Origin of the sequence: Shimia sp. R9_1 (assembly GCF_017743775.1) — a bacterium.
Lineage (GTDB): Bacteria > Pseudomonadota > Alphaproteobacteria > Rhodobacterales > Rhodobacteraceae > Shimia.
Window position 1 is genome coordinate 295837 of sequence record NZ_JAGHRN010000002.1, and the last position, 23853, is coordinate 319689.

Sequence of the window (23853 nt, forward strand, 5' to 3'; positions counted from 1 at the left end):
GACGCAAGTGACGTAACTGGCAACACATCTTTGCACATGAGCAACAATAAGGAATGGCGGGATGGCGCTCTGGGACGGGATCGAAGAATTTGCCACGGTGGCGCAAACCGGCAGCTTCACCACTGCAGCACGGCGGCTCAATGTGTCCACCTCTCATATCTCGCGCCGGGTTCAGGCGCTGGAGGACCGGCTCGGCACAAAGCTTCTGGCGCGCACCACCCGCACCGTGCGGGTCACCGAACGCGGGGCGGAATATCTCGCACAGATCGAAAACGTCATCTCCGGCCTGCAGGAGGCCAACCAGAGCATCGCAGGAGATGTCGCCGCACTTTCTGGTCTGATCCGTGTGTCTGCTGCTGGCCCCTTTGCCGAAACGGTGGTGGCGCCAAGGCTTCTAGATTTTGCCCAAGCCAATCCGCGCATCACGCTTGAGATAGATTTCAACAACCGCAATGTGGATCTGATCGCGGATGGCTATGATTTTGCCCTGCGCTACGGCGTGCTCTCAAACAGCTCGCTGATTGCACGCAAACTGGTCAACCACCGGCTATCCTGCGTCGCCGCCCCCGCATATCTCGCGCGCCACGGCACACCGCAAAAGCCACAGGATCTGCGCCAGCATTCCTGCCTTGTTGCCAACAACGACACCTGGCTGTTTCACGACCCGGAAAGCGGCAGCCCCCTGCCCGTCAAAATCTCAGGCCGCCTGCGCACCAACAATATTCCACTCATGCAGGATGCTGTCCGGCGTGGCTTTGGCATTGCCTATTCGCCCATTGGAAATCTGCAACCGCTGATCGACGCAGGCGAAGCCACCCCCATCCTCGAAGGTTTTGAGGACCAGAGCCGCTCTCACTGGATTGTTTATGCAGACCGCCGCCTCATGCCACGCCATGTGCGCGCGGCGATAGATCACTTGCTGGCGTCCTTTGCCAACGAACGCAGCTGAAACGCGCTTTTTACAAAAAATCCGGGCGGCGCAGCCGTTGCGCAAAAAGTTAAATGCGCCGGGCGAAATTCGCACCGACGCAATACCGACGTGTTACCACCGCGATACAGACAGGCCGTTTTGGCCGACTCAGAGCAAAATTAACGCGGCGAGCGCTTAGCCAGAATCCGCTGCAACGTCCGGCGATGCATGTTCAGCCGCCGCGCCGTTTCACTCACATTGCGGTCACACAATTCATAGACCCGCTGGATGTGTTCCCAGCGCACCCGATCCGCACTCATCGGGTTTTCCGGTGGCGGCGGCAGCTCATCTCCGGTGCTCAAAAGCGCATTGGTCACGTCCTGCGCATCCGCCGGTTTGCTGAGGTAGTCCGTCGCCCCGATCTTCACCGCAGCCACAGCAGTTGCAATCGCGCCGTAGCCGGTCAGCACCACCACGCGGCTGTCTTCCCGCTTCTCTCGGATGACCTCAACAACGTCCAATCCATTGCCGTCCCCAAGGCGCAAATCAACCACAGCATAGGCTGGAGGACGGGCCGTCGCGATGGCTTGACCCGCCGCAACCGATCCGGCGGTTTCCACCTCAAAGCCCCGTTTTTCCATGGCTTTTGCCAGTCGTTTCAGAAACGGTTCATCATCATCTACGAGGAGGAGGGATTTGTCCGGCCCGATCTCCGACAGCGCGCTATCAGCCATTTGCCTGTTTCCTATGCCAATTTTCTAACTTGTAACGGCACAGCCAATCTTGGTCAAACCGAGGCCTGCGTTACATGTTTTCTACGAAACAGCCTACTCTTTGGGCCATATCTGCTGCCGAAACATCGCGACGGAAGTATTCCACAAACCCATGACCTGGCAGTGTCAGGTAGGTGAAAGTGGAGTGATCCACGAGGTAATACTCCTCATCCCCATCTTCTGCCGGCTGCTTTTTATAGTAGGTGCGATAGGCTTGGCTTGCGGCTTTCACCTGCTCGGGGGAACCGGACAGGCCAATCATGCGCGGATGCATGTAGTCGGTGTATTCCTTCATCACTTCCGGCGTGTCGCGCTCAGGGTCGATGGTGATGAAGACCGGGGTGACGATATCCCCATCTTCCTCAAGGATTTCAGCGGCTTCCGCGTTCCGTGTGGCGTCCAGAGGGCACACATCCGGGCAGAAGGTATAGCCGAAATAGATCAGCGCAGGCTCTGTCAGAACGTCTTTCTCGGTGACCGTCTGACCATCTTCATCAACCAGCTCAAAAGGCCCGCCAATCGCACTGGCTCCGCCCGCGACCTGCCCCTGACGGCACTGCGCAAACTGATCTGACCCATGACCTCCGCGGCCAACAAACCACATCGCGGCCAGCGCAAAGATCGCCACAAAAACAGCAACAGCTGCCACCATTCGAACCATGTCGCACCTCACCAAGTCATGTTGCGGGATATGGCCTAGAGACCTATCAAGTACGGGCAAAGACACAAGTGGAAAGGCCGGAAAATGACGGATTTGTCAGGCGAACTGCTCAGCGCAAATCGACGCAGCAACTGGATTCGCCTGCGTACGTTCATCGCTTTGCGCTGGATTGCGATTGCCGGGCAAATTGTCGCGCTGCTTGTGGCACAATTCGGCTTTGGCCTGGTTTTGGAATACGGGCTTTGCTACCTCGCGGTGGGCATTTCGGTGATCGGCAATCTTGTCGCGATATTTGTCTTTCCAGAGAACAAGTTGCTCACCGAGTCCGAGAACCGCTACATGCTGTTGTTTGACGTGCTGCAGCTCGGGTTTTTGCTGTTCCTGACCGGTGGTCTGCACAACCCCTTCGCCTTTCTGGTTGTCGCCCCCGTCACCATCGCCGCCTCTGTCCTGTCGCTCCGTTCCGCCGTCACGCTCGCCGCACTGGCGGTGATCATCGTAACTGCACTGCTGGAGTTTCACCTGCCGCTACGAACCCAGAATTTCTTTATTCTACAAGTGTCTGACGTGTTCTTGTTTGGCAACTGGGCCGCCATCGTGATCGCGATTTCCTTCTCCTCATTCTATTCGCGACAGGTAGTGACAGAGATGTCCTCCATGGCCGAAGCCTTGGCGGCAACTCAAATGGCGCTCGCACGGGAGCAGAAGCTCACCGATCTTGGAGGAGTTGTCGCCGCTGCCGCCCATGAGCTGGGGACCCCCCTAGCCACCATCAAACTGGCGAGCGCGGAACTGTTTGAAGAGCTGGATGACCGGCCGGATCTCCGTGAAGACGCCGCCCTGATCCGGGAGCAAACCGACCGATGCAGAGACATCCTGCGCTCCATGGGCCGTGCCGGCAAAGACGATCTGCACCTGCGCAAGGCACCTCTTTCCACAGTCATCGAAGAGGCAGCCGAGCCTCATATGGATCGGGGCAAAGAGATCATATTTGATCATTTTGAGATCGTGGACGGCCCGGAAATTTTGCGTCGGCCAGAGATCATCCACGGCTTGAGAAACCTCATTCAGAACGCAGTCGACTTTGCCCGAGAGAACGTTTGGGTTGAAACAGAATGGGACGAAACGTCGATCTATTTGCGCATCTTGGATGATGGGCCCGGTTACCCGCCCCATCTGATCGGCCGCATTGGCGACCCTTTCATGCGGCACCGCAAACCAGAGAAGGAACGCAAGAAGCGTCCGGGCTACGAGGGCATGGGGCTTGGCCTGTTCATCGCAAAAACGCTGCTGGAGAGATCCGGTGCGGAGATCAGTTTTGCAAACGGTTCCAAAGTGATAGAGGAAGGCCGCTTTACCACGGCGCGCAGCGGCGCCGTGGTAGAGGTCATTTGGCCGCGGCAAAAAATCGAGGCGAACCTCAATCTCAATCTTGTTGGAAGCGGCGAAAATCCGGTGCATCAAACATAGGCCTGAGCAGATAAATCTTGCAAAACAAGCGGATTCTTGCACACTCTTAACGAATTCAACGAAGACCTTCCTCTCCACTACGTTGCTAATGGAGACTTCCATGTTGTTAACGAGTACTCAGCTTCTGTTTGTTTTGGCCGTTTCGGTCTTATTTGTGACCTGCGTCTGGATGATGACCCGACGCCTGCCGCCAAACACCCGACCGCCAACAGAGATCGCACCAAACGCCACCAAAGCCTGCTTTCTGTTTCGCTCCGGAAGTTTGGTTGATGCCAATCCCGCAGCGCTTCAGATATGTGCTGAGACGCCGGTTGAGACTTTTGACTGGTCCGCGCTCCACCAGAAGATGACGCCGCTCTTTCCGGATTTCCCAAGAATTCAAGGCGCCAGTCAGGATCGCGACGTTACCATTTTACGGTCGCAGGATCCGGAAGACGGCTCCATCGTGACCATAGATCAATGGGACGAAGTCGCCCGCATCACGATCGCGCAAGACGATGCGCCCGATGCGGCCCGCCGCACCGCGATTATGCAGGCCATGTTTCAAGCCCCTAACCCGATCTGGAAATCAGACACCGAAGGAAACGTGGTCTGGCGCAATGGGTCATATAAGAACCTGGTTGGGCAGCTAGGCCATCAGTCCAGAAACGAACCTGTCTTTGACGTCCGCGAGTTGGTCGTTGGGGAACCCTCAAAACGGCTGCAAGTCACCGACAAAATCGGCGCCACGACCCGATGGTTTGACGTGACCGCGGTGCAGGCGGGCAACAACGTGATGTATTATGCCACCGAGGCAGATGCCGTTGTGTCCGCTTTGGATGCACAGCGCAGCTTTGTGCAAATCTTCTCAAAAACCTTTGCGCATCTCTCAACCGGACTGGCGATTTTTGATCGCGATCGCAGACTGATCCTCTTTAACCCTGCCCTTATGTCGCTCACCGGGCTCAGCGCGGAATTTCTATCCAAACGCTGCGATGCGAAGTCTTTCTTTGACCAGCTCAGGGAAATGCACGTAGCGCCCAACGTCAGCACCAACAAAAGCTGGGCGGAGCAGGTTGAAATCATCATGCAGGCGGCACTTGGGGACCGCTATAGCAAGACCTGGACCTTGCCTTCTGGCGTGACCTATCGCGTCACGGGCCGCCCACATCCGGATGGCGCTTTGGTCTTTCTGGTGGAAGACATTACAGCGGAAATCACCGTCACACGACGATTTCGCGCCGAACTGGATCAGTGTCACGGCGTCATGGATACAATACGGACGGCACTTGTTCTGTTTTCCTCCACCGGCCAGCTGCAACTTTGCAACGAAGCTTACCGGCGTCTCTGGAAATCCGACCCCGACAGCAGTTTTGCCAAATACACTCTCACAGACGCCCTCGCCCACTGGCGCAGTGATTGCCTGCCAACTGGCATATGGTCCCAACTTCAAACCCGCATCCTATCCACCTCCATTCGCGAGCACTGGCATGCCACCATCACGCTGAAAACGCTCACCGCTGTGCGTCTGACATTGACGCCCATAGCAGGTGGGATGACGCTGGTTTCCTTTGACAAGATCTTGCCCTTTGGCACGCCGGATCCCATCAGAGTGGAAACGCAGGAAGAGACACCCATTCACGGCTGATCTCGCTTGCAGCCTACGGCCACGATTTTTACTGTGGCCGCATGACTGTCCTCCAGCTTTCCCTTGATCTTCCTTCTGCCGACGCAACGCAGCAATTGGCCATGCGTATCGGCAAAACACTCACGCCAGGTGATGTTGTGCTTCTGGAAGGCCCGATAGGTGCCGGCAAAACGCATTTTGCCCGCAGCCTGATCCAATCTCTTTTGCCGATTGTCGAAGATGTGCCCTCCCCCACATTCACGCTGGTGCAGGTTTATGGCGGACCTGAGAGTGAAATCTGGCACGCGGATCTCTATCGCCTCTCTGCCCCCGATGAGGTGGTTGAGCTTGGCCTTACCGATGCTTTTGAAGAAGCTATTTGTCTGGTGGAGTGGCCTGACCGCCTGGCGGAGTTGCAACCTGAAAACGCCCTAACGCTTTCCTTTGCCCTCGCCGAAGAAGAAGACAGGCGTGAGCTGACCCTGTCAGCGACCGCGCCACGCTGGTCCTATCTGTTTGAAAGCCTGTCTGTATGACCGCGCGTACCTCCGCAATCGCGGCATTCTTGCAAGAAACCCAGTGGTCTGATGCTACGAAGACACCGCTTGCCGGGGATGCCTCTGCACGTCGCTACATACGTTTACAACGCCCATCTGGACAAAAAGCCATATTGATGGATGCGCCCAAAGAAAACAGTGAAGACATTCGCCCTTTCTTGCGGATCGCGCAGTTTTTGACGGCGTATGGTTTCTCCGCGCCGGAAATCTGGCAAGCGTCAGAAGACGCAGGTTTGATTGTGATGGAAGACCTCGGCGACGACCTTTTTGTAAAGGTCATGGCGGATGGGACAGCCGATCAGCTTTCGCTTTATCAGGCCGCTGTGGATGTGCTGCTTGAACTGCAAGCGCTGGCTCCGCCCGCCGATCTGGCGGTGATGGATCACAAAACGCTCGCGGAAATGACTGAGCCCGCTTTCACTTGGTATTGCGACACACCAGCCAAGGGGATCGATGAAGCCTTCGCAAGTTTTGTGGGGGCGTTACAGCACCTGTTGGAGACTTACCTTCCCGAACCAAGCGTACTTGTCTTGCGCGATTTTCATGCGGAGAACCTTCTCTGGCTGCCAGATCGCGACGGCAGTGCACGTGTTGGGCTGTTGGATTTTCAGGACGCTTTGATAGGCCATCCAGCTTATGATCTGGTTTCGATGCTGCAGGACGCGCGCCGGGATGTGCCTGAAGATATCGAGCATGCGACCAAGGCCTATTTCCAACACAAGGCTCATTCAGATCCTGAAAGCTTTGATGCCGGCTTCCACCTGCTTGGTTTGCAGCGAAATCTTCGCATTCTCGGCATCTTTGCCCGATTGTGTAAGCAAGCCGGGAAACCGCACTACGTGGATTTCATACCGCGCGTTCATGCCCATGTGATCCGCAATCTGGCCCACCCTGCCCTGCAGGACATCGCCAAAGCCCTAAGATCTGTTCTGCCTGAACCAACCCCAAAATTTCTCCAATCTTTGAAAGACCAATGCGCCACACACCCGAAGCCATAATGCTGTTCGCCGCCGGTTTTGGCACGCGCATGGGCACACTGACCAAAGACCGCCCCAAACCGCTTTTGTCCGTTGGGGGCAAAACACTGCTGGACCACACACTGGACCTGGCACAAGCCGTTTCCCCTCAGAAAATTGTGGTGAATGCACACTATCACCATATTCAGATTGAAGCCCATCTGGCGCACAAAGACGTGGCGGTTTCTGTCGAGTCCCCAGACATTCTGGAAACTGGCGGTGGGTTGCGGCATGCCCTGCCCCTTTTGGGCGAAGGCCCAGTTTTCACCAGCAACACAGACGCGGTTTGGCGCGGTCCAAATCCCTTTGAATTGCTAAAATCCGCGTGGAAACCCGAGAGCATGGATGCATTGCTGCTTTGCGTTCCCAAAAAACACGCTGTTGGCCATGTGCGTTCTGGTGATTTCTTGTTGGACGCTGACGGAAAACTCACACGTGGACCGGGGCAGATCTACACCGGGGTGCAAATTCTGAAGACGCACGGGTTGTCCGAGATCAGCGAAACGGCCTTTTCGCTCAACCTTTTGTGGGACCGCATGCTGGAGAACGACCGTTTGTTCGGCCTCACATACCCGGGATCGTGGTGCGATGTGGGTTCACCAGAAGGCATCGCGCTCGCCGAAACCATGTTGGAGGCCCACGATGTTTGAGCCAAGCGAGACGCCGCGCATTTTTGCGCTCGCACCCGGCGTGGATTTTCCCGAGGCCTTTGTGAAGGGACTGCGCGCGCGGTTTGACGGCAAGCCGCCACAGGACATTGCCCGCGCTCAGGTGATTGTGAACACCGCCCGTATGGCGCGGCGCATCCAGACGCTTTTTGACAATGGCCCGGCAACGCTCTTGCCGCGCATTCAATTGCTTGGAGATTTTGCCAACACGGAATCCGCGGACCTGCCCAAGGCATCCTCGCCCATCCGCCAACGCTTTGAGCTGATCCAGCTGGTCACGCGCTTGCTGGAACAACAGCCCGACTTGGCTGCGCGCGCCTCCGTCTATGACCTCGCCGACAGTCTGGCCTCTCTGTTTGATGAGATGGCTGGAGAAGGTGTGGCTGTGGATATCATTGAGACATTGGATGTGGCTGATCAGTCCGGTCACTGGGCGCGCGCGCAGTCATTCTTTGCGATTGCCCGACATTTTCTGGAAGATCTCGAAAGCGCACCGGGTGCCGAAGCGCGTCAACGCCGTGCCATCGAGGCCATTATCGCGCGTTGGGAAACTGCGCCCCCGACCCATCCAATCATATTGGCGGGCTCCACCGGGTCTCGCGGCACCATGCAGCTTTTGATGGGGGCCGTTGCGCAACTTCCGCAAGGTGCGATTGTTTTGCCCGGTTTTGACTTTGACATGCCTGCGGCCACCTGGGGGCATCTCAGCACGGCTTTGGAAAGCGAAGATCACCCGCAGTTTCGGTATCATGCCTTGCTGGCGTCATTGGATCTGCCGATCAAAGCCGTTCAAACATGGGATCCTTGCCCGGCTCCCTCACCTGCGCGCAATCGGCTGGTTTCGCTCGCACTGCGACCCGCACCAGTCACGGACCAGTGGCTTAGCGAAGGCCCAACGCTTGGAGATCTGCTTCCCGCCACCAAGGACGTCACTTTGGCCGAGGCAACGACGCAGCGCGAAGAAGCCCTCACCATCGCCGCTCGCATGCGCAAAGCCGCAGACGACGGGCAGACCTGCGCGTTGATCACGCCCGACCGAATGCTCACACGTCAGGTCACTGCGGCGTTGGATCGTTGGGGTATTGTGCCCGACGACAGCGCCGGACAACCTCTTCAACTCTCCCCTCCAGGCCGTTTCCTGCGGCATGTTATGGCTCTGTTTCATCAGAAACTTACCTCTGAGATGCTGCTGACGCTGCTGAAACACCCGTTGACGCACAGCGGGGCAGATCGTGGCAAACACCTGCGCTACACAAGAGAACTAGAGCTTTGGCTGCGCCGAAAAGGCGTCACCTATCCTGACGCCGAAACGCTAAGCGCTTGGGCGCAGGCCCAGAAAGACGATATGTCAGAGTGGATCACCTGGCTCACAGGGTGCTTCTGCGATCAACTCCGCGGGGCCTCTGATATGGCCAGCCTGCTTGAAGCCCATCTCTTGCTTTCGGAAAAGATCGCACATGGTCCCCAAGGGGATGAAGAAACGGGAAGTGGCGCGCTTTGGCAGGAAGCTGCTGGGCGTGCGGCCGTGCGGGTTTTGGCCGATATCAAGGACCATGCGCCTGTTGTTGGCGAGATATCTTCCACTGATTATGCGGATCTCATCGGCGCGCTTCTTTCGCGTGGAGAGGTTCGCGATCGCGATGCTGGTCACCCGCACATTCTGATCTGGGGCACGTTGGAAGCGCGTGTTCAAGGGGCGGATCTTGTGATCCTTGGTGGTTTGAACGAGGGCAGCTGGCCAGAAGCGCCCAGCCCTGACCCTTGGCTCAACCGGAAAATGCGCCATGATGCCGGCTTGCTGCTGCCAGAACGCCGCATCGGTCTTGCCGCGCATGATTTTCAACAGGCCGTTGGCGCGCCAGAGGTCTGGATCACCCGCGCGATCCGTTCTGACGAAGCCGAAACTGTGCCTTCGCGCTGGGTCAATCGTCTGATCAACCTTCTGGGCGGCTTGCCGCAGCAAAACGGTCCGGAGGCTTTGGCAGAAATGCGCGGGCGTGCACAGGTTTGGCTTGATCGCGTTCGAGCCATAGAAACCGTGCCCCTTGTGCCGGCCGCAAAACGTCCTTCACCAACTCCACCGGTTGCAGCGCGTCCGCGAAAGCTCTCCGTTACAGAAATTAAACGTCTGATCCGCGACCCATATGCGATTTACGCCAAACACGTGCTGCGCTTGCGCCCGCTTGATCCTCTGATGCGCACACCGGATGCCTTGTTGCGCGGAATCGTCGTGCATGAGGTTCTTGAAACGCTGATCAAGGAAAGTCGTGATCAGGATATTCCTGTGACCCGCGCGCGTATTTTGGAAGTATCAGAGACTGTTTTGGCGCAAAACGTTCCATGGGCCACAGCGCGCGCGCTTTGGTTGGCCCGCCTCGCGCGTGTTTCAGATCACATTGTACATGGCGAGGAACGCCGCCGGGAACGCGCCATTCCACTGGCTTTTGAAGCGGAAACGAGCGCACGGATCGACGAGTTGGATTTCACGCTCACTGCCAAGGCTGACAGGATCGACCGCACTGAGAAAGGCGATCTGATCCTTTACGACTACAAAACCGGTGCGCCTCCTTCCAAGGATGAGCAAACCTATTTTGACAAACAGCTGCTTTTGGAAGCAGCCATGGCGGAACAGAACGGATTTAAGGACATTGATCCGGCGCAGGTCGCTGATGCGATTTATATCGGTCTGGGAACCACTCCCAAGGACCAACCGGCCCCGCTGGCGGAAACGCCTACGGAAAAGGTTTGGGAAGAGTTTTCGACCCTCATCGGCCACTACCTTGAAGACGGGAAAGGTTTCACCTCCCGCCGCGCGATGCAATCGGAGCACGACGAAGGTCTTTATGATCAGCTCGCCCGGTTTGGTGAGTGGGACGCGACGGATGAGCCTGCACCGGAGGAGTTGACATGAACGCCCCGAACGATGCGACCCTGCGCCAGATCGCTGCCGCGCGCCCCGATGCCAGCACATGGCTCTCAGCCAACGCCGGATCCGGCAAAACCCGCGTGCTGACCGACCGCGTGGCCCGGCTCCTGCTCGAAGGGGTCCTGCCCCAGCATATCTTGTGCCTGACCTATACAAAGGCAGCTGCAAGTGAGATGCAAAACCGGCTTTTCAAGCGCCTTGGCAGCTGGGCCATGAAAAGCGATGAGGAGCTGGCTGCCGAGTTGGCCGAGCTCGGAGTGGCAGGCAAAGCCAATTCAGAAGACCTGCGCCAAGCGCGCACGCTGTTTGCCCGCGCGATTGAGACACCGGGCGGTTTGAAAATTCAGACCATCCACTCTTTCTGCGCCTCTCTGCTCCGCCGTTTCCCGTTGGAGGCCGGTGTGTCTCCGTTGTTTTCCGAGATGGAAGACCGTGCGGCGGCGCTCCTTCGAGAAGATATCGTCGAAGCCATGGCAGAGGGCGAGGATGCGCCGCTTCTTCGCGATGTCGCGGTGCATTTCACCGGTGCAGCCCTTGAAGAACTTACTGCAGCTATCACGCGCCACGCAGACCGGCTGCGAAATGGAAAATCCAGTTCTGAACTCGGTGCCTTGCTGGGATTGCCGGATGGATACGATCAAGCGCAATTGCTCGCAGAGGTTTTTCTTGGCGGAGAGATGGGGCTGATCACGCGGGTCATCGCTATGCTGCGTACTGGCGGGACAAACGACAACCGCGCTGCGGATAAGCTTGCCGCCATTTCCGCGCCAAACCTTGCTGCGCTGGAAATATTGGAAACCGTTCTGCTCAACGGTAAGGCGGCAAAATCACCATTTTCAGCCAAGTTAGACACTTTTCCAACGAAAGGCCTGCGCACCAAGCACCCTGATCTGATCGATCAACTTCAGCCCTTGATGCTGCGTGTGGAAGATGTGCGTCCTCGCCGCGTCGCGCTGCGGGCCACAGAACGCAGTGCAGCGCTTCATGCTTTTGCCGCACGTTTCCTTGCGCGCTATGACAAAGCCAAACAGCAGCGCGGGTGGCTGGACTTTGATGACCTGATCCTTCGCGCGCGCAACTTGCTCAACGAACCCTCTGTCGCTGAGTGGGTGCTCTATCGCCTGGACGGTGGCATTGACCATATTCTCGTGGATGAGGCCCAAGATACGAGCCCTGTGCAGTGGCAAGTGATCGAGCGGCTTGCCCAAGAATTCACATCCGGCACCGGTGCGCGCAGCGATATCACACGTACGATATTTGTGGTGGGAGACCAAAAGCAGTCGATCTACAGCTTTCAAGGCGCTGATCCCGCGGAGTTTGACCGCATGCGCGAAGAGTTCGCCGCCCGTTTGGAGCCGACGGGTAATAAACTGCAAAGCCTAAGCCTTGAGTATTCTTTCCGCTCTTCGCCAGCGGTGCTCAATCTGGTGGACACCTGCTTTGAGCATCATGTGGAAGCGGGTTTTCCCGCTGGCAATCGTCACATAGCGTTCAACGATGATATGCCCGGTCGCGTTGATCTGTGGCCAGTGGTCGAACCTGTTGGAAAAGCAGAGAAAGACGAGTGGTTTGATCCGGTTGATCGCCTTGGAGATACCCACCATACGGTGATCCTTGCCGAACGCGTCGCAGCGCAAATCGCGCGCATGATCAAACAGGACACGATTGCGGATAAACGCAGGCCGGACGGAAAATTCACGCAGCGCGCCATTGAACCTGGTGATTTCCTGATCCTTGTGCAGCGACGCTCTGATCTCTTTCATGAGATTATCCGGGCCTGCAAACTCCAAGGGCTGCCAATCGCAGGGGCCGACCGCCTCAAGGTGGGCGGTGAAATGGCCGTGCGCGATCTTGGTGCGCTCTTGGCCTTCCTTGCAACGCCGGAAGATGATCTTTCACTTGCTACGGTCCTGCGTTCACCGCTGTTTGGCTGGTCTGAACAGCACCTGTTTGATCTGGCGCATCGCCGAAAGCCGGGGTCCTATCTTTGGACTGCGCTACGAGATCGCAGCACAGAGTTTCCCGAGACCATGGCCATTCTGAATGACATGCGCGGGCAGACCGACTTTTTGCGCCCTTATGATTTGATCGAACGGATCCTGACCCGGCACAAGGGCCGGCACGCATTGCTCGCCAGACTGGGTGCTGAGGCGGAAGACGGCATCAACGCGCTGCTGAGCCAAGCTCTCGCTTATGAAAAATCTTCGGTGCCCAGCCTGACCGGTTTCCTTCAATGGATGGAGACCGATGATCTGGAGATCAAACGCCAGATGGACAGCGCCTCTAACCGTATTCGCGTGATGACCGTGCATGGCTCCAAAGGGTTGGAGGCACCAATTGTGATTATGCCGGACACAGGCAAGCGTCTGATCAAAACCGATGCACCGATTGTGCCGGTGGGGCAGACAGCCTTGTGGAATATGTCCGCAGATGCGGCACCTGACGCTCTTTCGGAGGCACGTGCCGAAATGGCTGAGGCACAGGCAGCGGAAAGGCTTCGATTGCTCTATGTTGCCATGACGCGGGCGGAAAAATGGCTGATCGTCGCGGCTGCGGGTGATCTCGGCAAAGATGGCAACAGTTGGTATGATATTGTGCGCAGCGCAATGGTGGCCTCAGACGCGGAGCCCTATAAGTTTCGGGGCGGCGAGGGGCTGCGGCTCAATCACGGAGATTGGACAGGATCCGTTACCAAACCGCCTGAAACCGCGCCTGAAATCAAACCCGATATTCCAGAGTATTTGCAAACCGCGGCCTCGGAAACGTTGCCAAAATCCGGCACGCTGAGCCCATCGGACCTCGGGGGTGCCAAGGCCTTGGCGGGTGAGCAGGGGCTTGATCAGGAAGCGGCCATGCAACGGGGAACGTGGTTGCACGTATTGCTGGAGCATTTGCCAATGCATCCACAAGAGCGCTGGAAAGAAATCGCAGAGAACCTGCTGCAGGATGACCTTGTTGAGATGGAAGACGGAGTCTTTTCAGAATTGTTTAATGAGGCCCAAGCCAATCTTATTGCGCCGGAACTGACCTGGATCTTTGCGCAGGAAGCCCTGGCTGAGGTACCAATCACGGCAGCTTTAGGATCGCATCGCTTACACGGGATCATCGATCGGCTTGTCATTCAAGACGATTATATTTGGGTCGTCGACTTCAAAACCAACGCCGTTGTTCCCGAAAATCCCAAGGCCACACCCGAAGGGATTTTGCGGCAAATGGGAGCCTATGCCCATGCTTTGGAACAGGTTTTTCCCGGCAAAGCCATACGGACTGCCATCCTATGGACAACCAAAGCGGAGCTTATGGAATTGCCACACGATCTTGTGACAAATGCACTGCGCGCCACAGCATATCTTGACGCCCTGCCGCCGCAAACCTAGGTTCCACCAGACCAAGACTTATCCAATTCCCTTTCAGGAGACCTCCAATGGCAACCGTCGCTGTCACCGACGCCACTTTTGACGAAGAAGTAAAAAACGCCGACGTGCCCGTCGTCGTAGATTTCTGGGCCGAGTGGTGCGGCCCTTGTAAGCAAATCGGCCCAGCGCTCGAAGAGCTGTCTGCTGAGCTGGACGGTAAGGTGAAAATCGCCAAGGTTGATGTCGACAGCAACCCGAACGCCGCTGCTGCTCTGGGTGTGCGCGGTATTCCGGCGCTGTTCATCTTCAAAGACGGTCAGGTGATCTCCAACCGCGCAGGCGCTGCTCCTAAAGCTGCGCTGCAAAGCTGGATTGAAGATTCCATCTGATAGATTCTGTCTAGCTTAACGTTGATTCAGTCTTCAACGTAGGTTCACAATTTGTGAATTTAGAGAATTGACTGATGAATCGAAATCGAGTCTAACCAACAATGCTAGACCTGATTCGCATCGCGAATTGGATAAAACCCCGGGTATTCCATCGGAATACCCGGGGTTTTTTATACTTTATTTTGGAGTACTTAACCCAAGGTTCACTATATATTGTGGATAACCACAACCCAAACGCTTGACGCAGCCGTGGGACTCACTCTATCGATAGTGTGGCTTCGTCGAAGCTGGTATCGCGATGTGCATCAGGTCTAGCAACCCATCAAGTCGCGGTTCCCTATTTTAACATCCGGCTCAGTCTGAGTCCGGAACATGAGGACTGTGAAATGAATTACCACAATTCGAAGAAACCAATCGGCACCATTGCTAAGACCGGCGAAAAATGTCCTGAAAGCGGTGTTTGGCGTTCGATGGACACCCCATCGACAACAGCGCCAATCGCAAAAGGGAATGTTATGCCACCTCACAACAGGAAAGCAGTGAACTGGAAATTGATCCAACACGCCTAAAGGCTCTTGGGGAGGCGCTCCACATGGGGCGCCTTTTCTTTTGCAAACGCCTAACCCTAGGGCTGACACTTGTGCCTCTTAGCGGACAGGCTCATATAAGAGCGCAGACAAAAGGAGCTTTTCATGTCAGAGGATCAATTCCCCGGTTGGCACGGCACCACGATCATCGGTGTGAAAAAAGGCGGCGAAGTTGTGATTGCCGGCGACGGTCAGGTCTCGCTTGGTCAGACAGTCATCAAGGGCACCGCGCGCAAGGTGCGCCGTCTGTCCCCGGGTGGACATGAAATCGTGGCAGGTTTCGCAGGCTCAACTGCGGACGCTTTCACACTTCTGGAGCGCCTTGAGGCCAAGCTCGAGGCAACGCCGGGCCAACTCGCGCGCGCCTCTGTGGAACTGGCCAAGGATTGGCGGACAGACAAATACCTGCAAAAGCTTGAGGCGATGCTGATCGTTTCCGATGGCACAGACATTTTTGTCATCACCGGGGCAGGGGACGTTCTGGAACCGGAACATGATGTCACCGCGATTGGCTCGGGTGGTAACTTCGCGCTCGCCGCAGGTCGCGCGTTGATGGACACCGATCTGAACGCTGAGGAAGTGGCGCGCAAAGCCATGGCAATCGCCGGCGATATTTGCGTCTACACCAATGGCAACCTGACATTGGAGACCATCAAAAAATGACTGAGATGACCTACACACGCATGGGAAATTCCGGGCTGGTGGTGTCTCGCCTGGCGCTTGGAACCATGACCTTCACACATGGTTCAGACTGGATCCCCGGCGTGGCCAAAGTAGGTCTTCAGGACGCACAGCGCATGGTGGATGTGGCACTTGATGGTGGTATCAACTTCTTTGATGCTGCGGACGGTTATTCCAATGGCGAAGCCGAAGACATCCTCGGCCAAACCCTCAAAGGCAAACGCAACGAAGCGGTGATCTGTACCAAGCTGGGCTTTCGCCAGAATGACCGGATCAACAACGCCGGGCTGTCTCGTGTCCATATCCTCTCGTCAGTCGATGGCTGTTTGAAACGCCTAAATACCGATTGGATCGACCTGCTTGTCTTACACAAGACAGACTTTACCACACCGATGGAAGAAACCCTTTCAACACTGCAAAACGTCATAGACGCAGGCAAAGTCCGCCATATCGGCGTGTCCAACTGGCCCGCGTGGAAGGTTGCGCAAGCGGTGCAATTCCAGCGCGACAATAACATGAGCCAGTTTGTGGCCGGGCAATACCTTTACAACGCCGTGGGTCGCGACATCGAGATGGATGTTCTGCGCATGGGAGAAGAGCTGGGCATTGGCCTGATGGCATGGTCACCGCTCGCAGGCGGGCTTTTGAGCGGGAAGTATGACCTCGATAAGCTGGAAGACAGTGATGGACGCCTGGCTGAAGGAGATTTCTTACAAGTTTCAAGGGATCAAGCAGCCGCAGCGATTGACGCTCTGAACTCCACTGTCGATGCGCATAGCGTAACTCCTGCTCAAATTGCACAAGCTTGGATTTTGAATAAACGACGCGATCATACCGTGATTGTCGGCGCATCAAAGCTTAGCCAACTTGAAACCGCGATCTCTGCGGCCAATATCACCCTGAGTGCAGATGAAATGGCCGCGCTTGATGCCGCTGCTGCGCCGGGCCGTCGCTATCCCGAGTGGTTTGACGACATGATGAAAGACGAGTTGTTTGCCAAAGTGCTTGCGTAACAAGAGACGTTGAACCCGCATGATTTCCAAAGATGACCTACGCGCCGCTGTCGGCTCCGGCCTTTTAAACGAGTCTCAAGCGGCTTCGCTTGCGGCTCTGGCTGACAGCCGACGTGGCGCGCGCGAAGACCTTGCGCCCGGTGATGAACCCTTTGAACTGTTTAAGGGGTTCAATGAGATTTTCATTGTCATTGGCCTTCTGATCCTCGCAGGCGGGTGGGCCGCGGTGAACGGCCTCTCCATGGCAGTCGAAATCGTAGACTACAAAAGCAAATTGGTGACCACGGCAGGCATTTCAGCCCTCGTTCTGTGGGGTTTGTCAGAGTATTTCATACGCCGTCGCCGCATGGTGGCGCCAGCAATTGCGCTTTCCTGTCTTTGGGCGATCAACGCAGGTTCCGGCATCACGGCCTATTTCGCGCAACCCTTCATGGTGGCACAGGAGGACTTCTCCAGCCTGCCATTCCCGCTCGCGCTCACCACAGTGGCGATGTTTCTTTACTGGCTACGTTTCCGCGTTCCCTTCGCCATGGCGTTGATTGCCCTTGGTGTATTTGGCGTCGCGATGATGGTCGGTGCCAATCAAGCGGGCACTCCGGCCAGCTTCTCTGATATGTTCCTTCTGTCTGCAGGCGGACCATTTGCCCTCATCACGCTGGCCGTGGGAGCTGGTGTTTTTGCCGTTGCCATGATCTTTGATATGTCAGATCCACACCGTGTTACCCGGCGCGCTGCGCAGGGATTCTGGCTGCATGTTATCGCGGCACCGGCACTTGTGAACACGATCGCGCTCAGCCTTTTGGAGCGAGACAGCTCCGGTGCGAACACAACGCTCTTTGCAGTATTGTTGCTCTTCGCTTTCATCGCCATCATCATCGACCGCCGCTCGTTCCTGATTGCCGCCATTGGCTACACTGTTGCTCTTGCCGGCACAGTTTTTGAGGGCGAGGGCGCGGCAATGACGATTTTCCTCCTTGGTATCTTCCTTGTGGTGCTCGGCGCATTCTGGGCCCGCATTCGCGCGGCACTTCTGGCGCCGCTTTCGGGCATTCTGCCATTGCACCGCCTCCCGCCGTCTCACTGATTGGACCTTTTATGACTGATCTCACTCCCCGCGAAATCGTATCTGAGCTTGACCGTTTCATCATCGGTCAGAAAGACGCCAAACGTGCCGTCGCCGTTGCGCTGCGCAATCGTTGGCGCCGCAAACAGCTGTCTGATGACATTCGCGAAGAGGTATACCCGAAAAACATATTGATGATCGGCCCAACCGGTGTTGGCAAAACCGAAATCAGCCGCCGGCTTGCCAAGCTTGCCCGCGCACCGTTCATCAAAGTGGAAGCCACCAAATTCACGGAAGTGGGCTATGTTGGACGCGACGTCGAACAAATCGTGCGTGATCTGGTGGACGCAGCGATCATCCAAACCCGCGAACACATGCGAGAAGATGTGAAAGTGAAAGCCCACGCTGCCGCCGAGGACCGCGTGATCGAAGCCATTGCAGGCACTGATGCCCGCGAAGCGACGCGCGAAATGTTCCGCAAGAAGCTCAAAGATGGCTTGCTGGACGACACGGAGATCGAGCTGGAAGTGGCGGACACCTCCAACCCGATGGGCGGCATGTTCGACATCCCCGGCCAGCCCGGCGGTCAGATGGGTATGATGAACCTCGGCGATATCTTCGGCAAAGCGCTTGGCGGGCGCACTGTCAAAAAACGCATGACCGTGGCCGAGAGCTACGAGGTGCTGATTTCTGACGAAGCAGACAAGTTGCTGGACGATGAAACCGTCAACACCGCCGCCCTGAAAGCTGTTGAGCAAAACGGCATCGTGTTCCTGGACGAAATCGACAAGGTCTGCGCCCGCCAAGAAGCGCGTGGCGGCGATGTGTCCCGCGAAGGGGTTCAGCGTGACTTGCTCCCCTTGATTGAAGGCACCACGGTTTCCACCAAGCATGGACCCGTGAAAACCGACCATATCCTCTTTATTGCCTCGGGTGCGTTCCACATCGCAAAGCCCTCGGACTTGCTGCCGGAACTTCAGGGCCGTCTACCTATTCGCGTGGAATTGCGCGCGCTCACCGAAGAAGATTTCGTACGCATCCTGAAGGAAACCGACAACGCGTTGACACGTCAGTACACTGCTTTGATGGGCACCGAAGAGGTCATTGTAACCTTCACCGACGATGGCATTGCAGCGCTTGCCAAGATCGCAGCGGAAGTAAACCAATCGGTGGAAAACATCGGCGCGCGTCGCCTCTACACGGTGATGGAACGGGTTTTTGAGGAACTCAGCTTCTCTGCGCCGGATCGCTCCGGCGAGGAAATCACCGTCGATGCGGCCTTTGTAGAGACGAATTTGGGCGAATTGGCAAAATCCATGGACGTCAGCCGCTACGTGCTCTGATTTCTTCTGGTTCAACAACGCGAAGCCAGCCATAGTCCCGGAGAGTTTTCTTTCCGGGGCTTTCTTTTGCGCACTGCACGTCAAAAGCCCCAACGACATTGAGCCAATACAATGATTTCGACCCGGGCATTCCTGCGGCAAAACGGGCGCTTTCTCTTGCCCGGTGCCGCGTTGATGTTTCTGTCCTGCTTTGGGCAGACCTTCTTCATTGGTACCTTTGCGGCCGATATTCGCGCCAATTTTGACCTGTCTCACGGAGACTGGGGCGCCATCTATATGCTGGGTACAGGAACTTCCGCTTTGGTCATGCTTTGGGCTGGCACATTGGCTGATCGTATCCGTGTGCGCCTGCTGGGCCCGATGATGCTCATCCTGCTGGCATGTGCGTGTTTTGCGCTTTCACAACTCACAGGGGCCTGGGCATTGCCTATCGTGATACTCGCGCTGCGGTTTACCGCTCAGGGCATGCTGCCGCATATTTCAGCAGTGGCCATGGCTCGGTGGTTTTCCGCATCTCGCGGCCGTGCGTTGGCCTTTGCAACAATCGGCTTCATGCTGGCAGAGGCGATCATGCCTGTCACTGTCGTCTGGCTCAAAGCCCGCGTGGAATGGCAAATGATCTGGATCGCAGCCGCTTGTTTTTGTCTGATTTTGGCGCCGGTCATTTTCGTGCTCTTGCGCCAAGAACGGGAGCCCAACAGCATCGTTTCCGAAAGTTCCACCTTTGGTATGCAAGGCCGCAACTGGACGCGTTGGGAGGCCATTCGGCATCCGGTTTTCCTGTCTGCCATTCCTGCGATGATGGCGTTCCCGGCATTCGCTACGGTTTTTTTCTTCCAGCAAGCCTATTTCGCAGAGATCAAAGGCTGGTCCCATCTCTCTCTTGTCGCTGTCTTCCCGCTTGGCACCATTTCTTTTGGGGCGTCGACCTTGATCTATGGCTGGTTGATCGACCGATTTGGCGCAGCGCGTCTCATGCCATTTTACCTACTCCCGCTTGTGGCCGCGTTCACGATCCACGCATGGGCACCCTCAGTAAGTTGGGTCGCGATGGGCGTTATTTTGATGGGGTTAGCTGGGGGAGGCATGGCGACATTGCCCGCATCGGTCTGGTCCCAGTTCTTTGGTACAGCGCATCTTGGGGCGATCAAAGCCACTGTGGCCGCCTTTGGCGTGCTGGGATCTGCGCTGGGACCAGGTTTGTCCGGATGGCTGATTGATGCAGGTGTCGCCTATGAAAGCCAGCTCCAGAGCTTTGCCGTTTGTTTTGCACTCGCAAGCGCCGCGATGGTCATCCCCTTTACACGGGCGCGCCGTAACCTACCGACGCCGTAGATAAACATAGTACGCCCCGGTGCCACCGTGTTTGATGTGCGCTTCAGCAACCTGCAAAATGCAACTTTTCATCGGGGGCAGGGCAAACCACTGCGGGACCTGATGTTTGAGCACACCACGGCGCGTCGGAATGGGTCCGTCATCACGTTTGGATTTGCCTTTGCCTGTGATGACCAGAACCAGTCTTTTTCCCTCGGCATGGGATCGCATGATGAAGCCGGTCAACGCCCCATGCGCCTGATCGGCGGTCATTCCATGCAGGTCGATTTTGCCTTCAGGGACCAGCTTTCCGCGTTTCATACGGCCGAAGGCTTTCTTGTCCATTTGCACAGGCTGTCGCGCCACGCGATCTGAAACAGAGCCCATCAGATCATGCCCGCGCAAATCACTCGATGCGCGTGACCCAACTTCAAAAGCGGGTAGAGCAGGGGACGCGTCCCGCACTCGTGGTTTCTTCTGCGGTTTGGGCTTGGGCAGCGGCAGATCATGCGGCTTCGCTGCTGGGTTCAGTCGTTCAGTCGTGTCAGCCACCTTGCGCCAAAGCGCAACTTCGTCTTCGCTCAGTTTTCGGCGTGTCACAGAACGGACTCCGGCAGCATTGCATAGGCGCGTTGGATGGGCAGCAGAACCACCATCCGGCCAGGATCCTTCAACGTCCCAGCAGCGCGACCCGCTGCGTCTCCGGTGCCAAAGAAAATATCAGCACGCTGTGCGCCTTTGATGGCAGAACCGGTGTCCTGTGCGATCATAAGACGGCGCAGAGGGCCTTTGCCGTCCTTCTCCACCCAAACTGGGGCGCCAAGCGGCGTAAAAGCCGGATCAACGGCAACAGAGCGCATCTCGGTAATGGATCGGTTCATGGCGCCAAGCGGGCCCTTGTGCGCTGGCACACGGCTGACTTCCCGAAAAAACACAAAGCTGTCGTTGTGCCGCAACAGCTCCGCCCCTTCGGCAGGGTTGCGCTTCACCCAGTTTTTGATGACCTGCGCGCTCACCTGATGCGCGCCGTAGATCCCGCGCCGCACAAGCTCTGCACCAACTGAGCGATACTCATGCCCGTTCGCACCGCCATAGCCAACGCGAATATAGCCACCATCAGGCAAACGTACCCGCCCAGATCCCTGAATTTGTAGAAAGAAAAGCTCAACTGGGTCGTCGACCCAAGCAATTTCCAACCCGCGGCCGTCCATCGCTGCACTGGTTTCAATCTCTCGCCGTGTCAACCATTGCCCGCCACGCCGCACCTCTGGCGGCACGCGATAAATCGGAAATTGATATGGTCCACCTGGTCGACGCGCGCCGTCGAGTTCTGGCTCAAAATATCCGGTAAACAACGCATCCCGATCTGCTTCCTCTATCAGGACAGGTCGAAACAGCAGCTCAAAGAACTTGCGCGCATCTGAAATGCCCGAGGCCGCGGCACAGACGGTTTGCCAATCTGGTTCATCCAGATCAGCACATGTGTTCAAAAACACTTGGCGGGCAGCCTCGTGATCATCCTCTGACCAGCCTTCAAGCTCTTCAAATGATAGGATTTTCATGGTTGTTTCGGACATCGCTGCGCTCCCGGCCATGACACCAGCCATCACATGGGCTGCGGCCAACGCCGCCCGAAACATCCCAATCATTCGCCTGTGGCAACAAGCTGCCAGTTCGGGTCATCAGATCCCATGACACGGGCAAATGTCCAAACGTCTTTCTGGCGTTTGATCTGGCTGTCGCTGCCTTCAACGATATCGCCGCCATTGTCGCGCACAACATGGGTCAATTCCCCGATGAAGCGCACAGAGATCTCGCCTTCCTTGGTCGCATCATCAAAGGTCGCATCCTGAAGCACCATTTCACGAACACCAATAAATTCGCTTTCAACGGTCAGGCCTTTGTCCTCGCGCATCTGAACCACATAGGCAAAGCTCTCATAAACCTCTTCGCCCAGGAAATCCTTGATCGACGCAAGATCTCCTTTTTCGAAAGCCATTAGGATCATCTCATAGGCGCCTCGAGCGCCACCGAGGAAGTCATTCACGCCAAACTGCGGTTCTGCGGACTTCATTTTGGCAAGAGCTTCAGCCTGCGGGCTGCCCTCTTCTGCATGATCAAGAATGTCCTGATCCGGGCCACCTTCGATCACTTCGAGCTCCGGCCCGCGACGACGTGATGGCGCTGTTGTCTCCTGACGAGGAGGCTCAAAGCCATCCCGTGTGCCCAAAACATTGCGCAGGCGCAGGATGAGAAACACAGCAATACCGGCAAGAACCAGAAGTTGAAGTAGGGAGGAGTTCATTTGAACCTCTTGTTGGGCATGGAAACAACTGTCTCACGCACTTATGTAAGTTACAGGCGGGGTCAAGTCCACCTCACCGGAGATGACATTGGAGTAAAGCGAAGATGTGGCTGTTGTTGGCCTTTGTTGCGGTCCCGATGATTGAGATCGCCCTGTTTATCAGCGTTGGCGGTGCGATTGGCTTGTGGCCAACGCTTGCAATAGTGCTTTTGACCGCGATGCTTGGCACGCATCTCGTGCGCTCTCAAGGGCTCGCCGCGATTGGAAATGTACAAAGATCTTTCAACGAATTGAATGATCCTACCGAGCCTTTGGCGCATGGGGCCATGATCCTGATCGCTGGCGTCCTATTGCTGACACCTGGTTTCTTTACCGATGCGCTGGGTTTTGCCTTGCTGACGCCGCCATTTCGCTCCGCTGTATTTCATTACGCGCGCAAACGCGTTCGGGTGCAAAGTTTCACGATGGGAAGCGCAGGCTCTGCTCAGTTTCACACAAACACGCCACAACGCCCTCCCCACAGCGCGCAGGCCGACATCATTGACGGGGAGTTTTCCGAAATCGATCCCGCTGCGAAACCTGTGACCAATCAGGATGAGACGGTCAAAAAGCCCACACATTCACCCTCAGGTTGGACAAAGCATTGAGGCACTAAGTCTGACCTGATAAAGCAGGCCAAACGTGTTTTTTTGGAGATCCCAATGGCGGAAACAGAAAACGGTGCGGCACAGCAGGCACCTCAGCTGAAGATGAATGTTCTGACTCAATTCGTGCGCGATATGTCGTTCGAAAACATTCTGGCGCAAAAGGGCTCCAGCGCGAACCCGCAGCCTGATGTTCAGGTTCAGGTCAATCTGGACGCAAAAAAGCGCGCAGCAGACAACCAGTTTGAAGTCGCCATCAAGCTGAACATCACCGCCAAGAACAAAGATGACGGTGCTGAAATGTTCATCCTGGAAATGGACTACGCCGGTGTCTTCCACATCGAAGGCGTGCCTGAAGATCAGTTGCACCCGTTCCTTCTGATCGAATGCCCACGCATGTTGTTCCCGTTCGTGCGTCGCATCGTGTCTGACGTGACCCGTGACGGCGGCTTCCCGCCGCTGAACCTTGAAACAATTGATTTTGTTGCACTTTATCGCGCAGAACTGGCGCGTCGTGCACAAGAACAGAGCGAACAGCCTGTCGCAAATTGATCAGTTGGGCGCTGCCCTT

Annotated in this window: 21 protein-coding genes; 16 read left to right on the forward strand and 5 right to left on the reverse strand. The window is 56.4% G+C overall.

What is annotated here, in order from left to right; all coding sequences use genetic code 11:
* The first annotated feature begins 61 nt into the window (after window positions 1-61).
* Entirely contained in the window at window positions 62-949 is an 888-nt protein-coding gene (locus tag J7399_RS07760; RefSeq protein ID WP_209076377.1) for a LysR family transcriptional regulator, read from the forward strand.
* Window positions 950-1089: 140 nt separating this feature from the next.
* Here the strand turns inward: J7399_RS07760 and J7399_RS07765 are convergent, their stop codons facing one another.
* Window positions 1090-1644: an ActR/PrrA/RegA family redox response regulator transcription factor gene (locus J7399_RS07765; protein ID WP_209058183.1), complete on the reverse strand. Its 555-nt coding sequence runs from the start codon at window positions 1642-1644 to the stop codon at window positions 1090-1092.
* Between the two features lie 70 nt (window positions 1645-1714).
* Window positions 1715-2344, reverse strand: a complete 630-nt coding sequence (locus J7399_RS07770) for an SCO family protein (protein WP_209085092.1) — start codon at window positions 2342-2344, stop codon at window positions 1715-1717.
* An 84-nt stretch (window positions 2345-2428) separates the two neighbouring features.
* Between J7399_RS07770 and J7399_RS07775 the strand changes: the two genes are divergently transcribed.
* The 13 genes from J7399_RS07775 to J7399_RS07835 all read left to right on the forward strand — a co-directional run bounded on the left by J7399_RS07775 (window position 2429) and on the right by J7399_RS07835 (window position 20354).
* On the forward strand, window positions 2429-3814 hold the full coding sequence (locus tag J7399_RS07775) for a sensor histidine kinase RegB (RefSeq protein ID WP_209058188.1): 1386 nt from the start codon (window positions 2429-2431) through the stop codon (window positions 3812-3814).
* 100 nt (window positions 3815-3914) lie between these two features.
* Complete coding sequence (locus J7399_RS07780) at window positions 3915-5441, forward strand: PAS-domain containing protein (RefSeq protein ID WP_209085094.1); 1527 nt, start codon at window positions 3915-3917, stop codon at window positions 5439-5441.
* A 41-nt stretch (window positions 5442-5482) separates the two neighbouring features.
* A complete protein-coding gene (gene tsaE / locus J7399_RS07785) occupies window positions 5483-5956 on the forward strand; it encodes a tRNA (adenosine(37)-N6)-threonylcarbamoyltransferase complex ATPase subunit type 1 TsaE (protein WP_209085096.1) in 474 nt (157 codons plus the stop codon).
* Window positions 5953-6975, forward strand: a complete 1023-nt coding sequence (locus J7399_RS07790) for a phosphotransferase (RefSeq protein WP_209085099.1) — start codon at window positions 5953-5955, stop codon at window positions 6973-6975. Before tsaE ends, J7399_RS07790 begins: the two co-directional genes overlap by 4 nt.
* Window positions 6951-7643, forward strand: a complete 693-nt coding sequence (locus tag J7399_RS07795; protein WP_209085100.1) for a nucleotidyltransferase family protein — start codon at window positions 6951-6953, stop codon at window positions 7641-7643. Before J7399_RS07790 ends, J7399_RS07795 begins: the two co-directional genes overlap by 25 nt.
* Window positions 7636-10572, forward strand: coding sequence for a double-strand break repair protein AddB (gene addB, locus J7399_RS07800; RefSeq protein ID WP_209085102.1), 2937 nt, complete (start codon window positions 7636-7638; stop codon window positions 10570-10572). The genes J7399_RS07795 and addB overlap by 8 nt, the downstream gene beginning before the upstream one ends.
* Complete coding sequence (gene addA, locus J7399_RS07805; RefSeq protein ID WP_209085104.1) at window positions 10569-13964, forward strand: double-strand break repair helicase AddA; 3396 nt, start codon at window positions 10569-10571, stop codon at window positions 13962-13964. Before addB ends, addA begins: the two co-directional genes overlap by 4 nt.
* Window positions 13965-14011: 47 nt before the next feature.
* Complete coding sequence (gene trxA, locus J7399_RS07810) at window positions 14012-14332, forward strand: thioredoxin (protein ID WP_209085106.1); 321 nt, start codon at window positions 14012-14014, stop codon at window positions 14330-14332.
* Between the two features lie 692 nt (window positions 14333-15024).
* The gene (gene hslV, locus J7399_RS07815; RefSeq protein ID WP_209085108.1) at window positions 15025-15582 is read left to right on the forward strand and encodes an ATP-dependent protease subunit HslV; all 558 of its coding nucleotides are present in this window, start codon (window positions 15025-15027) and stop codon (window positions 15580-15582) included.
* Window positions 15579-16613 (forward strand): aldo/keto reductase, encoded by a 1035-nt coding sequence (locus J7399_RS07820; RefSeq protein ID WP_209085109.1) that lies wholly within the window; start codon window positions 15579-15581, stop codon window positions 16611-16613. The genes hslV and J7399_RS07820 overlap by 4 nt, the downstream gene beginning before the upstream one ends.
* Before the next feature lie 19 nt (window positions 16614-16632).
* On the forward strand, window positions 16633-17697 hold the full coding sequence (locus J7399_RS07825) for a hypothetical protein (RefSeq protein WP_209085112.1): 1065 nt from the start codon (window positions 16633-16635) through the stop codon (window positions 17695-17697).
* Between the two features lie 11 nt (window positions 17698-17708).
* Window positions 17709-19019: an ATP-dependent protease ATPase subunit HslU gene (gene hslU, locus J7399_RS07830; protein WP_209085113.1), complete on the forward strand. Its 1311-nt coding sequence runs from the start codon at window positions 17709-17711 to the stop codon at window positions 19017-19019.
* Between the two features lie 111 nt (window positions 19020-19130).
* Window positions 19131-20354 (forward strand): MFS transporter, encoded by a 1224-nt coding sequence (locus J7399_RS07835; protein WP_209085115.1) that lies wholly within the window; start codon window positions 19131-19133, stop codon window positions 20352-20354.
* Here the strand turns inward: J7399_RS07835 and J7399_RS07840 are convergent.
* From J7399_RS07840 to J7399_RS07850, 3 genes are read right to left on the reverse strand one after another with little or no spacing between them, the layout of a single operon-like run.
* Complete coding sequence (locus tag J7399_RS07840; protein ID WP_209085118.1) at window positions 20340-20933, reverse strand: Smr/MutS family protein; 594 nt, start codon at window positions 20931-20933, stop codon at window positions 20340-20342. The two genes, J7399_RS07835 and J7399_RS07840, sit on opposite strands and share 15 nt — an antisense overlap.
* Window positions 20930-21982 carry an MltA domain-containing protein gene (locus J7399_RS07845; protein WP_209085123.1) on the reverse strand — a complete coding sequence of 351 codons (1053 nt, stop codon included), beginning with the start codon at window positions 21980-21982 and terminating at the stop codon, window positions 20930-20932. Before J7399_RS07845 ends, J7399_RS07840 begins: the two co-directional genes overlap by 4 nt.
* The gene (locus J7399_RS07850; protein ID WP_209085124.1) at window positions 21979-22638 is read right to left on the reverse strand and encodes a Tim44/TimA family putative adaptor protein; all 660 of its coding nucleotides are present in this window, start codon (window positions 22636-22638) and stop codon (window positions 21979-21981) included. Before J7399_RS07850 ends, J7399_RS07845 begins: the two co-directional genes overlap by 4 nt.
* A gap of 104 nt (window positions 22639-22742) precedes the next feature.
* Here J7399_RS07850 and J7399_RS07855 point away from each other — a divergent pair, with 104 nt between their 5' ends.
* Window positions 22743-23285, forward strand: a complete 543-nt coding sequence (locus J7399_RS07855) for an FxsA family protein (protein ID WP_209085125.1) — start codon at window positions 22743-22745, stop codon at window positions 23283-23285.
* A gap of 54 nt (window positions 23286-23339) precedes the next feature.
* The gene (gene secB, locus J7399_RS07860) at window positions 23340-23834 is read left to right on the forward strand and encodes a protein-export chaperone SecB (protein WP_209058244.1); all 495 of its coding nucleotides are present in this window, start codon (window positions 23340-23342) and stop codon (window positions 23832-23834) included.
* The last annotated feature ends 19 nt before the right edge of the window (window positions 23835-23853 follow it).

What these genes read in the sequence shown, in the direction of transcription:
- J7399_RS07790 (WP_209085099.1), top strand. Translation starts at nt 5,953, where the DNA reads ATGACCGCGCGTACCTCCGCAATCGCGGCATTCTTGCAAGAAACCCAG.
- J7399_RS07835 (WP_209085115.1), top strand. Translation starts at nt 19,131, where the DNA reads ATGATTTCGACCCGGGCATTCCTGCGGCAAAACGGGCGCTTTCTCTTG.
- J7399_RS07825 (WP_209085112.1), top strand. Translation starts at nt 16,633, where the DNA reads ATGATTTCCAAAGATGACCTACGCGCCGCTGTCGGCTCCGGCCTTTTA.
- hslV (WP_209085108.1), top strand. Translation starts at nt 15,025, where the DNA reads ATGTCAGAGGATCAATTCCCCGGTTGGCACGGCACCACGATCATCGGT.
- trxA (WP_209085106.1), top strand. Translation starts at nt 14,012, where the DNA reads ATGGCAACCGTCGCTGTCACCGACGCCACTTTTGACGAAGAAGTAAAA.
- secB (WP_209058244.1), top strand. Translation starts at nt 23,340, where the DNA reads ATGGCGGAAACAGAAAACGGTGCGGCACAGCAGGCACCTCAGCTGAAG.
- J7399_RS07780 (WP_209085094.1), top strand. Translation starts at nt 3,915, where the DNA reads ATGTTGTTAACGAGTACTCAGCTTCTGTTTGTTTTGGCCGTTTCGGTC.
- J7399_RS07845 (WP_209085123.1), bottom strand. Translation starts at nt 21,982, where the DNA reads ATGATTGGGATGTTTCGGGCGGCGTTGGCCGCAGCCCATGTGATGGCT.
- J7399_RS07760 (WP_209076377.1), top strand. Translation starts at nt 62, where the DNA reads ATGGCGCTCTGGGACGGGATCGAAGAATTTGCCACGGTGGCGCAAACC.
- tsaE (WP_209085096.1), top strand. Translation starts at nt 5,483, where the DNA reads ATGACTGTCCTCCAGCTTTCCCTTGATCTTCCTTCTGCCGACGCAACG.
- J7399_RS07850 (WP_209085124.1), bottom strand. Translation starts at nt 22,638, where the DNA reads ATGAACTCCTCCCTACTTCAACTTCTGGTTCTTGCCGGTATTGCTGTG.
- J7399_RS07765 (WP_209058183.1), bottom strand. Translation starts at nt 1,644, where the DNA reads ATGGCTGATAGCGCGCTGTCGGAGATCGGGCCGGACAAATCCCTCCTC.
- addB (WP_209085102.1), top strand. Translation starts at nt 7,636, where the DNA reads ATGTTTGAGCCAAGCGAGACGCCGCGCATTTTTGCGCTCGCACCCGGC.
- J7399_RS07795 (WP_209085100.1), top strand. Translation starts at nt 6,951, where the DNA reads ATGCGCCACACACCCGAAGCCATAATGCTGTTCGCCGCCGGTTTTGGC.
- hslU (WP_209085113.1), top strand. Translation starts at nt 17,709, where the DNA reads ATGACTGATCTCACTCCCCGCGAAATCGTATCTGAGCTTGACCGTTTC.
- J7399_RS07855 (WP_209085125.1), top strand. Translation starts at nt 22,743, where the DNA reads ATGTGGCTGTTGTTGGCCTTTGTTGCGGTCCCGATGATTGAGATCGCC.
- J7399_RS07775 (WP_209058188.1), top strand. Translation starts at nt 2,429, where the DNA reads ATGACGGATTTGTCAGGCGAACTGCTCAGCGCAAATCGACGCAGCAAC.
- addA (WP_209085104.1), top strand. Translation starts at nt 10,569, where the DNA reads ATGAACGCCCCGAACGATGCGACCCTGCGCCAGATCGCTGCCGCGCGC.
- J7399_RS07820 (WP_209085109.1), top strand. Translation starts at nt 15,579, where the DNA reads ATGACTGAGATGACCTACACACGCATGGGAAATTCCGGGCTGGTGGTG.
- J7399_RS07770 (WP_209085092.1), bottom strand. Translation starts at nt 2,344, where the DNA reads ATGGTTCGAATGGTGGCAGCTGTTGCTGTTTTTGTGGCGATCTTTGCG.